Origin of the sequence: Pseudorhodoplanes sp. (genome assembly GCF_035565795.1) — a bacterium.
Classification (GTDB): domain Bacteria; phylum Pseudomonadota; class Alphaproteobacteria; order Rhizobiales; family Xanthobacteraceae; genus Pseudorhodoplanes.
Genome location: NZ_DATMRV010000078.1, coordinates 29991 through 41618 on the forward strand (window position 1 = coordinate 29991; position 11628 = coordinate 41618).

The window sequence follows — 11628 nt, forward strand, 5'->3', positions numbered from 1 at the left end:
GTTAAGCGCGAGCTGTGCGGATGATCGCAAGCGTTGCGCGCCGGAAAAAAGCACTCGCTAGTCGAGCGATGCCGTAGCGGCGCCGAGCATGTTGCCTGGCGCGTCCAGTTTGCCGGTCTGCACGAGGATCGCGACGGCGTCGAAGTCGCCCTTTGCGCGAATTTCAGACACGGGCTTCGACAGCACAAGCTGCTCGCCCTTCCACTCGCCGAGCTTGATCCATCCGCGAACCACGTTCGTATAGACGACGCTCTGCCCGCGATTCTCGCCGCGGCCGATTTCGACAGGAACGGACTTCGACAAGGGGCAAAGCCAGACTTCGGCCGGCTGTCCGGGATGCTTGGCTGCCGCGATCTCGACGTTGATCTTGCCGTCGGCGACGGCGACCTGCACCGGGAGACGCGCATGATTGCGCGCGTGCTTCACCGCACGATCGATGGCCGTCCTGTCGCTACCGAGAACATGCGTCGCGCCGTTAACGACGACTTGTGGCGTGTAAACTGCGCGGTCGCCGCGCGCGGCTGCGTAGGCGCGTTGCCGCTTCACATGGCCCGGCAGCGCAAGCGTGTCTTTCCAGCCGAGATAATCCCAGTAATCGACCGACAGGCTGATCGGCAGCACCGAGGGATCGTCCTTCGCCAGCTCTGCCAGCAGCCTGTCCGCGGGCGGGCAGGAGGAGCATCCCTGGCTGGTAAACAATTCGATGACGACTTGTTGCTCCCCGGCCGAAGCCGGACCCTCCACCAACCCAACCCATGCCGTGAGAACGGCTGCAAAAACGGCAATGGCGTTGCGTTGCTGACTCATGCTGACTTTCTGATGTCTTGTCCGGCTGACATCTTCGCCGGTGCGCGCCCCACCTAGCAAGTTGTTGGTGCCCACTTAGCCAGCTATGCGGCGGCGGGCCACTCAATTCGAAGTGACAGGTGCCGCAAGGGCCGGCGCCAGCGGCGCCGGCCCTTAATCTCAGGCCGCGAGTTGCCGCAGAACGTATTGCAGGATGCCACCGTTCTTGAAGTATTCGAGCTCATCGAGCGTGTCGATCCGGCAAATCAGCGGGACATTTATCGTACTACCGTCCGCCATCGTAATTTCTGCGTTCACTTTCTGACGCGGCCGCAAATCTTGCAGACCGCGAATTGTCACGGTCTCACTGCCCTTCAGGCCAAGCGTCTGCCACGACGTTCCTTCCTCGAACACGAGAGGAAGCACGCCCATCCCGACCAGGTTGGAGCGATGAATGCGCTCGAAAGATTGCGTGATTACGGCATGCACGCCCAGCAGAATGGTACCCTTGGCCGCCCAGTCGCGGGATGAGCCGGTGCCGTATTCCTTTCCGGCGAGCACCACGAGCGGCACCTTCTCCTGCTTATAGCGCATAGCCGCATCGTATATCGGCATCTGCTCGCCATCCGGATAGTGAATCGTCACGCCGCCTTCGACGCCGGGCACCATCTGGTTCTTGATGCGGATGTTGGCGAAGGTGCCGCGCATCATCACCTCGTGATTGCCGCGCCGCGTGCCGTACTGGTTGAAGTCGATCGGCTTGACGTTGTGATCGATCAGGTACTTGCCGGCGGGCGAGGCCTGCTTGATCGAACCGGCCGGCGAGATGTGGTCGGTCGTGATCGAATCCAGGAAAAGCCCGAGGATGTGCGCGCCGACAATGTCGGACGGGGGCGTCGGACGCGGCTGCATGCCGACGAAGTATGGCGGGTTCTGCACATAGGTGGAGTTGTTGTCCCAGCTGTATGTGAGACCGCCTGTCACCGCGATCTTGCGCCAGTTGGCGTCACCCTTGAACACATTCGCGTATTTCTTCGCATAGACCTTTTTGGTGACGTTCTTGCGGATGAAGGCGTCGATCTCCTTGGTGGTCGGCCAGATGTCTTTCAGCATCACCTTCTTGCCGGCCTTGTCGAAGCCGATCGGCTCCTTGGCGAGGTCCTTCTGCATCGAACCTGCGATCGCATAGGCAACGACCAGCGGCGGCGAAGCGAGATAGTTGGCGCGCACGTCGGCATTCACGCGGCCTTCGAAATTGCGGTTACCCGAGAGCACCGCCGCAGCCACGAGATCGCTCTCGTTGATGGTCTTCGAAATCTCCTCCGGCAGCGGACCCGAATTGCCGATGCAGGTGGTGCAGCCATAGCCGACGAGATTGAAGCCGAGCTTGTCGAGGTCCTTCTGCAATCCCGACGCGGCGAGATATTCGCCGACGACCTGCGAGCCGGGCGCGAGCGAGGTCTTCACCCACGGTTTCGAGGTCAGACCTTTTGCGGCCGCCTTGCGGGCGAGAATGCCCGCACCGATCATCACGCTCGGATTGGAAGTGTTGGTGCAGGACGTGATCGCAGCGATCACAACGTCGCCGTTGCCGAGATCGTGGTTGCGGCCTTCGACCGGCACGCGCTTGTCGAGTTCGGCGGCCTTCTTGAACTCCTTGTCCATCGCCGCCGCGAATTCCGACTTCACCGCCTTGAGCGGCACGCGATCCTGCGGGCGCTTCGGGCCGGCCAGCGACGGCTCGACCTTGGCGAGATCGAGTTTCAGCACATCGGTGAAGACCGGATCCTTGGTCGCGCGGGTCAGATACATGCCCTGCGCCTTTGCATAGGCCGCGACCAGCTTCACGCGGTCATCCTTGCGGTTGGTGTCGCGCAGATACCTCACGGTCTGCTCGTCGATCGGGAAGAAGCCGCAGGTCGCACCATATTCCGGCGCCATGTTGCCGATGGTGGCGCGGTCCGCGATCGACAGGTCGAGCACGCCGGGACCGAAGAATTCCACGAACTTGCCGACCACGCCGCGCTTGCGCAGCATCTCGACCGCCGTCAGCACGAGGTCGGTCGCCGTGACGCCCTCCTTCAGCTTGCCGGTCAGCTTGAAGCCGATCACATCCGGCAGCAGCATCGATTGAGGCTGGCCGAGCATCGCGGCCTCCGCCTCGATGCCGCCGACGCCCCAGCCGAGCACGGCCATGCCGTTGACCATGGTGGTGTGCGAGTCGGTGCCGACCAGCGTGTCGGGATAGGCGATCTCGGCGGTCACCGGCTTGCCGTTGACCTTCACCTTCGTCTTCTTGCCGGTCCAGACCACCTGCGAGAGATACTCGAGGTTGACCTGGTGGCAGATGCCGGTGCCGGGCGGGACCACGCGGAAATTGTCGAACGCCTTCTGCGCCCATTTCAGGAATTTGTAGCGTTCCTGGTTCTGCTTGTATTCCTCTTGGACGTTGAGCTTGAACGCGGAATTGTTGCCGAAGAAATTGACGATCACCGAATGGTCGATGACGAGGTCGACCGGCACCAGCGGGTTGATCTTCTTCGGGTCGCCGCCGAGCAGCTTCATCGCATCGCGCATCGCGGCGAGATCGACCACCGCCGGAACGCCGGTGAAGTCCTGCATCAGCACGCGCGCCGGCCGGAACGCGATCTCGCGGTCGGACGACTTCTTCTTCAACCAGGCCGCGACCGCCAGGATGTCTTCCTTGGTAACCGTGCGCCCGTCTTCGTTACGCAGCAGGTTCTCCAGCAGCACCTTCATCGAGAAGGGCAGGCGTGAGATCCCCTTCAGACCGTTTTTCTCAGCCACCGGCAGGCTGTAATAGGCGTAAGTCTTGGTGCCGACCTTGAGAGTGCGGCAGCAGTTGAAACTGTCGAGCGAGGTCATGGATGGTCTTCCGTTTGCCTTCCGGCTCTTGCCAAACCCGGCTAACGTGTTGGGAACACGGAGCTTTCCGGGGGCGCCGGCGCGGCCTCAGGGGTTTGCGAGAAGCGGTCTAATCTGCGGGCTTATAAATTCTTTTTCGGCGATCTGCCATATGGACCAAAGGCTTCAACAGCCTGTCGGCGCAAAGATTGCGTCGTCACAGCAGCCGGGACCGCACATAAGTGGCTGAAACGATGATTCTTTCGGCGCAAGCCCTGACCTGCCAGCGGGGCGGACGTTCGATTTTCGAAGGGCTCGGATTTTCTGTCGCAGGCGGCGAAGCCTTGCTGATCACCGGGCGCAACGGCGCCGGCAAGTCATCGCTGCTGCGGATGATCGCAGGACTGCTGCGAATCGCCGGTGGCACCCTGACACTCCAGGGCGGCGATCCCGAACGCAGCATCGGCGAGCAGGCGCATTATCTCGGCCACAGCGACGCCCTGAAGCCCGCCCTCTCGGTCGAAGAGAATCTCGCATTCTGGACGGCATGGCTTGGTGGCACCGGCGAACCTCGCCACGCGCTTGCGGCGGTCGGGCTCGATTCGCTGACGGCGCTGCCCGCGGCCTACCTCTCAGCCGGACAGAAGCGGCGGCTTTCGATCGCGCGGCTGGTCGCGGCGAAGCGTCCGCTCTGGCTCCTGGACGAGCCGACCTCGGCACTCGATACCGCCTCACAGGGCATGCTGCTCGACCTGATGCGCGGACACCTTGCCGGCGGCGGCATTATCGTCGCCGCCACGCATCTCCCGCTCGGGATCGACGGCGCGCGCGAACTGAAGCTGGAGCGCGCCGCATGAGCGCTCTGTCATCCCTGTTCCTGCGCGACATCCGCATTGCAATCCGCGTCGGCGGCGGGGCGATGATCGGCGTCCTGTTCTTCATGTCGGTCGTGACGCTGATCCCGTTTGCGATCGGGCCGGATCTCGCGCTGCTGCAGCGGATCGGACCTGCGATCCTGTGGCTCGGCGCGCTGCTCGCAAGCCTCCTGGCGCTTGATCGCCTGCTCGCCGCCGATCAGGAGGACGGTTCGCTCGATCTTCTGGTGATGGGGTCCGCCCCGCTCGAGCTCGCGGTCGCCGTGAAGGCGCTGGCGCACTGGCTCACGACCGCGCTGCCTCTGGTGATCGTCTCGCCGCTGCTGGCGCTGTTCCTGAACCTCGATCTGAACGCGACCGCCGCCGTCGCGGCCACCCTGCTCGCCGGAACTCCGGCACTGACCTTCATCGGCCTCATCGGCGCGGGCCTGACCGTGACGCTCCGCCGCGGCGGCCTCCTGCTGCCGGTCCTGATCCTGCCGCTTGCGGTTCCGGTGCTGATCTTCGGCGTTTCCGCCTCGAATGCCGCTGTCGTGGGCCCGGTCTCGTTCGGAGCGCCCTTTACGATCCTGTGCGCCCTCACCCTGATGTCGCTCGTGATCGGGCCGTTTGCCGCAGCCGCGGCGCTCAGGGCCGGTCAGGAATAGGTCACGAATCCGTGTTCGATGGCCGCGGATCGCCGTGTCACCGCGACATAAGCGAAAGACAGCTTCCGTCATTCCGGGCGGATTGGATCGTGTATAAATAGCGGACATCATGGCCCTGATCGACCTCGCCAATCCGACCCGCTTCCTGTCGCTGTCCGGGCGCGTCCTGCCCTGGCTCGCGGCAGCGACGGCATTGTGCTTTGCATGGGGCTTCTGGCTGACCGCGGGCGCGCCGGACGACTACCAGCAGGGCGCAACCGTCAAGATCATGTTCTTTCACGTGCCGTCGGCCTGGCTCGCCATGATGGGCTGGACGGTGATGACGATTGCCGCACTCGGCACGCTGGTGTGGCGTCATCCGCTCGCCGACATGGCCGGCAAGGCCGCTGCCCCGATCGGCGCCGCCTTCACACTCATCTGCCTGATCACCGGATCGCTCTGGGGCCGTCCGATGTGGGGCACCTACTGGGTCTGGGATGCGCGGCTGACCTCGGTGTTCGTGCTGTTCCTGATGTATCTCGGCGTGATCGCACTCTGGCGCACCATCGACGATCCGACCCGCGCCGGTCGCGCCGCGGCGATCCTGACCCTTGTCGGCGCCATCAACATCCCGATCATCAAGTTCTCGGTCGATTGGTGGAACACGCTGCATCAGCCCGCCTCGGTGGTGAAGATGAGCGGACCCGCGATCCACCCGAGCATCCTCGTTCCGCTACTGGTGATGGCGATCGCATTCACGCTGCTGTTCTTCACCCTGCATCTCGCAGCCATGCGCAACGAGATCCTCAAGCGCAGAGTCCGCTCCATGCAGATGATGCAGGCGGAAGCCGCGCCCGGACGCTAATTCGAGCAAACGATCATGGACCTCGGACCGCACGCCACTTTCATCATCGCGTCCTACGCCGTGACAGCGTTCATCATCGCGCTGCTGATCGGCTGGATCTTTGCCGAGAATCGCGCCCTCAAGCGCACGCTCAGCGATTTCGAGTCCCGCGGCATCACGCGGCGCTCCGACGATCGCAAGCGCGAGCCGCGCAAATCCGAAGTGCATTCCGTCGCATGAGCATGACGTCCGAAACGGCCGGCGGCGGCATGCGCCGAAAGTTGCTGGTTGCGCTGCCGCTGATCCTGTTCCTCGCGCTGGCGGCATTGTTCCTGTACCGGCTCGGCGCCGGCGATCCTTCGCGCCTTCCATCCGCGCTGATCGGACGCGAAGCGCCGCAGGCCAGCCTGCCGCCGGTTGCCGGTCTCGTTCAGGACGGCAAGCCGACCCCCGGCATCAATGCCGCCGACTTCAAGGGCAATGTCACGCTGGTCAATGTCTGGGCCTCGTGGTGCGTGCCCTGCCATGACGAGGTACCGCAGCTCGAGGAGCTTTCGAAAGACAAGCGCATCCGGCTGGTCGGCATCAACTACAAGGATCAGCCCGACAACGCCCGGCGCTTCATCGGCCGCTACGGCAATCCGTTCGCTGCCGTTGGCGCCGATCCGAACGGGCGCGCCGCGATCGAATGGGGCGTTTACGGCGTGCCGGAAACCTTCGTCATCGGACGCGACGGCCGCATCGCCTACAAGCTCGTCGGTCCGATTACCGAGCAGAATCTGAAAGCGGTGCTGATGCCCGCGATCGAAAAGGCGCTGGCGGCGAAATAACCCGCCGCCGCGACACGATCATCCGCGCCTTGCGTTCAACGCCTGCGCGGCCTGCTCGACGAGCGTTTCCCGCCTTTCACGCCGCGGGCGTCCCATCTCCTTCGCTGCGGCGACGATATGCGGCGGCGACGTGAACGGCGTCCCGCCGGCAAACGGCGGCGCCGGATCGTATTCGAGCAGGAGCTGTATCTGCTGCGCGACATCTTCGCCCTTCACATCGGCGACCACACGGAATGCGGCGTCGATCCCGGACGTCACGCCACCCGACGTGTAGTATTTGCCGTCTATGGTCATGCGCTCGTCCGACGGTATCGCACCGAACTGCGCGAGCAGATCGCGCGCCTGCCAATGACCGCCGGCGCGGCGGCCCGTCAGCAATCCGGCGGCCGCAAGCATGAAAGAGCCGGTGCAAATGCCGAAAACATACTTTGCGCGCTCGGCTTCGCGACGGACATAGGCAAGCCACGCCTCATCCAGCATCGCAGTATCGACCCCGGGGCCGCCCGGAATGACGAGAAGATCGCTCGGCGCCGCGGTTTCGCGCGTCCGCGTCGGAGGATGGTGAGCCCGCGGTCGGTGCGGACCGGCTCCATCGATGCCGCCACAAGATCGAGCGTCCATCCCGGCACCAGCGACAGGACCTGATGCGGGCCCGTAATGTCGAGCTGCACCATATCCGGCACGGCGATGATGTTGACCTGCATAATAGGAAAGACCTTCCCGTACGTTGACGACTAGCCCTGCGACTCGTCCGGCTTCGCTGCGTATTTCTGCAAGACCGGGAATTGCGCGAGCGCAAATACAAAGGTCAGCGGCACGAAACCGAAGGTCTTGAACGCGACCCAGAAATCCGTCGTCTGAGTGCGCCACACGATCTCGTTCACGATCGCCATCACAACGAAGAAGATGATCCAGCGGATGGTCAGGATGCGCCAGCCTTCTTCCGTGAGGTGAAACACGGAATCGAATGCGACCTCGAGGAACGGTTTCTTCAGGATCACGCCTGCGCCCAGCACCGTCGCGAACAGAAGATAGATGATCGTGGTCTTCATCTTCACGAAGATATCGTTCTGCAGAACGATGGTGAGCGTGCCGAACACGATAACGATGAACGCCGTCACCAGTGTCATCACCGGAAAGCGCCTGATCAGCGCATAGGACACCAGGATCGCGACAATGACCGCGGCCATGAATACGCCGGTAGCCCAGAAGATCCCGGCGCGACCGTTCACGATGAAGAACAGGATCAACGGCCCGAAATCGAGCGCGAGCTTCACGAACGGATTGAGCTGGGCTTTCTCGGTCATGGCCGTCATGTACCCTATCCCGTGCGATCAGTCATCGCCGGCATGACGGACGACTACTCTTCCAATCCCGCCATCGCCCGTGCGAAATCGCGCGCCGTGAATGGCTGCAGATCGTCGATCCCCTCGCCGACGCCGATGAAATGCACCGGCAGCTTAAATTTCTCCGCGATCGCAACGAGAATGCCGCCCCGCGCCGTGCCGTCGAGCTTGGTCATGACGAGGCCGGTCACGCCCGCGATCTTGCCGAACACCTCGACCTGCGAGATCGCGTTCTGTCCAACGGTGGCATCGAGCACCAGCAGCACGGCATGCGGCGCCGAGGCATCGACCTTCTTCATCACGCGAACGATCTTCTCGAGTTCGGTCATCAGCTCGGTGCGATTCTGCAGCCGGCCCGCCGTATCGATCAGCAGCACGTCGACACCGTCGGCCTTTGCCTCGCTCACGGCATCGAACGCGATGCCGGCAGCGTCCGAGCCCTGCTCGCGCGCGATGACTTTCGCGCCAACGCGGCCGCCCCAGATCTTGAGCTGCTCGATCGCCGCGGCGCGGAACGTGTCGCCCGCCGCCAGCATCACCTTGCGACCCTCTTGCGTGAATTTCGACGCCAGCTTGCCGATGGTCGTGGTCTTTCCGGACCCGTTGACGCCGGCAACCAGGATGACGAACGGCTTCGCGCCTTCGATCTTGAGCGGGTGCGCAACCGGCATCAGCACTTTCTCGACCTCGCCGGCGATAATGGCCTTGAGGGCATTCTCGTCCGGATTCTGGGCATAGCGGCCCTGCCCGATCACGTCGCTGATCCGCGCCGCCGTGGCGACACCCAGATCGGCGCGGATCATCGCCGCCTCGATCTCGTCCAGCGCCTCATTGTCGAGCCTGCGCTTGCTGACGAGGTCGGTGATCGCGGTGCCGATCGAACTGGAACTGCGCTTCAGGCCGGAACTGAGCCGCTTCCACCAGCTGCCGCGCTTTTCTTCGGGGGTATCGTGGGTGCTGTCATTCATTGGTGGCCGTGATAGCGGTTTACGCATGACACCGGAAGAGATGGTAGCGCGGCTTCTCTACCGCGACGGAATGTTGCTGGTCATCGACAAGCCGGCCGGATTGCCCGTGCATCGCGGGCCAAGGGGCGCCGCGACCAAGGCGGCGGGCATTGAAGGCGCATTGCAGGACCATTTCGACGCGCTCCGCTTCGGCCTGCCGCGTCCACCGGAACTTGCGCATCGCCTGGACCGGGAGACCGCGGGTTGTCTCGTGCTGGGCCGGCACCGCAAGGCGCTGGCTACGCTGGGCGACATGTTCAAGGATGGCCGGGTCGGCAAGATCTATTGGGCCGTGGTCGAGGGTGGGCCCGAGGAGAATGAGGGCACGATCGACCTGCCGCTCGGAAAACAGAACCAAAGTCGCGGCTGGTGGATGAAGGTCGATCCGGCCGGTATGCCGAGCGTGACAACGTGGAAGGTGCTGGGGCGCGCTCAGGGTCCGGACGGGCGGCCCCTCACCTGGCTCGCGCTCGAACCTGTCACCGGACGCACGCATCAGCTGCGCGTTCACTGCAAGGCGATGGGCTGGCCAATCATCGGCGACACGATCTACGGCAACGCACCACGTTTCGGCGGACCCGGACTTCACCTGCTGTCGCGCGAGATCGTGGTGCCGATGTACAAGAACAAGGACCCGATCCGGGCGACGGCTCCGGTGCCGCCGCATATGCGCGACATGCTGATGGCTTGCGGATGGACGGGCAAAGAGGACGCCGCCGCTACAGCTTCTCCGCCACCATGATGCGGCCGGTGGCGGCAACCGCCAGCTCGCCATTCTGGTTGGTCACCCGGCCCTTCAGGTCGACGACATCCCGGCCGGCCGCGGTCGGTTTCACGTCGACGACCTCCCAGCTCAGCGTGATCGTCTCGTCGGCGTAGATCGGCTTGTGAAAGCGGAGCGAGAAATCGAGGCCGACCGCCTCGCCACGCGCGGTGAAATGCGTCGCGGTGAGCGCCATCAGATGCGCGGCCATCTGCGTGCCGCTCACGATCAGCTTTTTGTAGCGGCTACTCGCGGCCGCCTTTTCATCAAGGTGCAGAGGATTGAAGTCCCGCGCAGCGCGAGAGAAGGCCTTGGCCTCCTCGGGCGTCATGGTCAGCGTCTCGGAAAAGGTCTCGCCGACGCGAACGCGCATCGGGTCACGCCGCGATCAGATGGCGGCCGTCATGGCCCGCAATGCTGACGTCCAGGATGTGTCCGGACGGGGCACGGCCAGCCACGCGTACCGGCGTGAACTGCGCGGTCCGTCCGATCTCCTCGTTCTCGACCAGCACAGCACGGACATGGCCGATTTCGCTCTCGAGATGCCGGCGCAGCGCCGCCTCACCTTTTTCCCGCAGACGCCGTGCACGATCCTTGACGACATCGCGCGCAAGCTGAGGCATGCGCGCGGCCGGCGTGCCCGGGCGCGGCGAGAACGGAAACACATGCAAATGTGTGAGGCTGCATTCATCCACGATGTCGAGTGAACGCGCGAACATCGCCTCGGTTTCCGTCGGGAAGCCGGCGATGATGTCGGCGCCGAACACGATGTCCGGCCGCAACCGGCGCACCCGATCGCAGAAACGGATGGCGTCGTCGCGCAGATGGCGCCGCTTCATCCGTTTCAGGATCATGTCGTCGCCGGCCTGAAGCGAGAGATGCAGATGCGGCATCAGCCGCGACTCAGAGGCCAGCGCATCGAGCAGGTCAGCGTCGGCTTCGACCGAATCGATGGATGACAGGCGCAGCCGCTCGAGTTCGGGCACGTGCTTGAGGATCTGCTTCACAAGTGCGCCCAGCTTCGGCGCGCCGGGGAGATTCTGGCCGTAGCTCGTGATGTCGACGCCGGTCAGCACGACCTCGCGGTAGCCGTTCTCGACGAGCTTGCGCACCTGGGTGACGATCTCGCCCATCGGCACCGAACGCGAATTGCCGCGCCCGTACGGAATGATGCAGAAGGTGCAGCGATGATCGCAACCGTTCTGGATCTGCACGGTCGCGCGGGCGCGACCTTCGATGCCTTCAATCAGATGCAGCGCGGTCTCACGCACCGCCATGATGTCGTTGACGACGACCTTCTCTTCCGCATCAATGCCAAACGCGTCGCGGTCGAACGCTGCACGCGTCTCGTTCCAGGCCGCAACATCGAACTTCTCGGTATTGCCGACGACGCGGTCGACTTCGGGCATCGCGGCGAATGTCGCGGGCTCGGTCTGCGCCGCGCAGCCGGTCACTACGATACGCGTGTCGGGCTTTTCCCGCCGCAGCTTGCGAATGGTCTGGCGCGCCTGCCGCACCGCTTCCGCCGTGACCGCGCAGGTATTGACCACGACCGCATCGGTCAGCCCGGCCTCGTGCGCCTTGTTGCGCATGATTTCGGATTCATGCGTGTTGAGCCGGCACCCGAACGTGACGATCTCCACGCTCATGCTGACGCCTTCTGAGCAAACAGCGCAGGATCGAAGC

At 63.8% G+C, this 11628-nt stretch carries 13 protein-coding genes; 6 read left to right on the top strand and 7 right to left on the bottom strand.

The features are described from left to right. Nucleotides 1-57 precede the first annotated feature (57 nt). Nucleotides 58-807 (bottom strand): DUF1223 domain-containing protein, encoded by a 750-nt coding sequence (locus tag VNZ93_RS08045; RefSeq protein ID WP_325702638.1) that lies wholly within the window; start codon nucleotides 805-807, stop codon nucleotides 58-60. Between the two features lie 159 nt (nucleotides 808-966). Then, nucleotides 967-3672, bottom strand: coding sequence for an aconitate hydratase AcnA (gene acnA / locus VNZ93_RS08050; RefSeq protein WP_325702640.1), 2706 nt, complete (start codon nucleotides 3670-3672; stop codon nucleotides 967-969). 233 nt (nucleotides 3673-3905) lie between these two features. On the opposite strand from acnA, the gene ccmA reads away from it, so the two are divergent. The 5 genes from ccmA to VNZ93_RS08075 all read left to right on the top strand — a co-directional run bounded on the left by ccmA (nucleotide 3906) and on the right by VNZ93_RS08075 (nucleotide 6826). Continuing rightward, nucleotides 3906-4508, top strand: coding sequence for a heme ABC exporter ATP-binding protein CcmA (gene ccmA, locus VNZ93_RS08055; RefSeq protein WP_325702672.1), 603 nt, complete (start codon nucleotides 3906-3908; stop codon nucleotides 4506-4508). Then, a complete protein-coding gene (gene ccmB / locus VNZ93_RS08060) occupies nucleotides 4505-5173 on the top strand; it encodes a heme exporter protein CcmB (protein WP_325702643.1) in 669 nt (222 codons plus the stop codon). Before ccmA ends, ccmB begins: the two co-directional genes overlap by 4 nt. A gap of 109 nt (nucleotides 5174-5282) precedes the next feature. Continuing rightward, on the top strand, nucleotides 5283-6017 hold the full coding sequence (locus tag VNZ93_RS08065; RefSeq protein ID WP_325702646.1) for a heme ABC transporter permease: 735 nt from the start codon (nucleotides 5283-5285) through the stop codon (nucleotides 6015-6017). A gap of 15 nt (nucleotides 6018-6032) precedes the next feature. Next, nucleotides 6033-6236, top strand: coding sequence for a heme exporter protein CcmD (ccmD, locus tag VNZ93_RS08070; RefSeq protein ID WP_325702649.1), 204 nt, complete (start codon nucleotides 6033-6035; stop codon nucleotides 6234-6236). A gap of 2 nt (nucleotides 6237-6238) precedes the next feature. Beyond that, nucleotides 6239-6826, top strand: a complete 588-nt coding sequence (locus VNZ93_RS08075; RefSeq protein ID WP_414710017.1) for a DsbE family thiol:disulfide interchange protein — start codon at nucleotides 6239-6241, stop codon at nucleotides 6824-6826. 18 nt (nucleotides 6827-6844) lie between these two features. Here VNZ93_RS08075 and VNZ93_RS08080 read toward each other — a convergent pair whose 3' ends face one another. From VNZ93_RS08080 to ftsY, 3 genes are all read right to left on the bottom strand, one after another. Beyond that, complete coding sequence (locus tag VNZ93_RS08080) at nucleotides 6845-7447, bottom strand: DJ-1/PfpI family protein (RefSeq protein ID WP_325702655.1); 603 nt, start codon at nucleotides 7445-7447, stop codon at nucleotides 6845-6847. Nucleotides 7448-7560: 113 nt separating this feature from the next. Beyond that, nucleotides 7561-8133, bottom strand: coding sequence for a septation protein A (locus VNZ93_RS08085; RefSeq protein WP_414710018.1), 573 nt, complete (start codon nucleotides 8131-8133; stop codon nucleotides 7561-7563). A gap of 53 nt (nucleotides 8134-8186) precedes the next feature. Further along, complete coding sequence (ftsY, locus tag VNZ93_RS08090; RefSeq protein ID WP_325702661.1) at nucleotides 8187-9140, bottom strand: signal recognition particle-docking protein FtsY; 954 nt, start codon at nucleotides 9138-9140, stop codon at nucleotides 8187-8189. Between the two features lie 25 nt (nucleotides 9141-9165). On the opposite strand from ftsY, the gene VNZ93_RS08095 reads away from it, so the two are divergent. Then, nucleotides 9166-9921 (top strand): RNA pseudouridine synthase, encoded by a 756-nt coding sequence (locus tag VNZ93_RS08095; RefSeq protein ID WP_325702663.1) that lies wholly within the window; start codon nucleotides 9166-9168, stop codon nucleotides 9919-9921. On the opposite strand, the gene VNZ93_RS08100 is transcribed toward VNZ93_RS08095, so the two are convergent. Then, complete coding sequence (locus tag VNZ93_RS08100) at nucleotides 9899-10315, bottom strand: MaoC family dehydratase (protein WP_325702665.1); 417 nt, start codon at nucleotides 10313-10315, stop codon at nucleotides 9899-9901. The two genes, VNZ93_RS08095 and VNZ93_RS08100, sit on opposite strands and share 23 nt — an antisense overlap. 4 nt (nucleotides 10316-10319) lie before the next feature. Continuing rightward, nucleotides 10320-11591, bottom strand: coding sequence for a tRNA (N(6)-L-threonylcarbamoyladenosine(37)-C(2))-methylthiotransferase MtaB (gene mtaB / locus VNZ93_RS08105; protein ID WP_325702676.1), 1272 nt, complete (start codon nucleotides 11589-11591; stop codon nucleotides 10320-10322). Between the last annotated feature and the right edge of the window lie 37 nt (nucleotides 11592-11628).

What these genes read in the sequence shown, in the direction of transcription:
- acnA (WP_325702640.1), bottom strand. Translation starts at nt 3,672, where the DNA reads ATGACCTCGCTCGACAGTTTCAACTGCTGCCGCACTCTCAAGGTCGGC.
- ccmB (WP_325702643.1), top strand. Translation starts at nt 4,505, where the DNA reads ATGAGCGCTCTGTCATCCCTGTTCCTGCGCGACATCCGCATTGCAATC.
- VNZ93_RS08095 (WP_325702663.1), top strand. Translation starts at nt 9,166, where the DNA reads ATGACACCGGAAGAGATGGTAGCGCGGCTTCTCTACCGCGACGGAATG.
- VNZ93_RS08045 (WP_325702638.1), bottom strand. Translation starts at nt 807, where the DNA reads ATGAGTCAGCAACGCAACGCCATTGCCGTTTTTGCAGCCGTTCTCACG.
- ftsY (WP_325702661.1), bottom strand. Translation starts at nt 9,140, where the DNA reads ATGAATGACAGCACCCACGATACCCCCGAAGAAAAGCGCGGCAGCTGG.
- ccmD (WP_325702649.1), top strand. Translation starts at nt 6,033, where the DNA reads ATGGACCTCGGACCGCACGCCACTTTCATCATCGCGTCCTACGCCGTG.
- VNZ93_RS08080 (WP_325702655.1), bottom strand. Translation starts at nt 7,447, where the DNA reads ATGGACGCTCGATCTTGTGGCGGCATCGATGGAGCCGGTCCGCACCGA.
- VNZ93_RS08065 (WP_325702646.1), top strand. Translation starts at nt 5,283, where the DNA reads ATGGCCCTGATCGACCTCGCCAATCCGACCCGCTTCCTGTCGCTGTCC.
- mtaB (WP_325702676.1), bottom strand. Translation starts at nt 11,591, where the DNA reads ATGAGCGTGGAGATCGTCACGTTCGGGTGCCGGCTCAACACGCATGAA.
- ccmA (WP_325702672.1), top strand. Translation starts at nt 3,906, where the DNA reads ATGATTCTTTCGGCGCAAGCCCTGACCTGCCAGCGGGGCGGACGTTCG.
- VNZ93_RS08085 (WP_414710018.1), bottom strand. Translation starts at nt 8,133, where the DNA reads ATGACCGAGAAAGCCCAGCTCAATCCGTTCGTGAAGCTCGCGCTCGAT.
- VNZ93_RS08075 (WP_414710017.1), top strand. Translation starts at nt 6,239, where the DNA reads ATGACGTCCGAAACGGCCGGCGGCGGCATGCGCCGAAAGTTGCTGGTT.
- VNZ93_RS08100 (WP_325702665.1), bottom strand. Translation starts at nt 10,315, where the DNA reads ATGCGCGTTCGCGTCGGCGAGACCTTTTCCGAGACGCTGACCATGACG.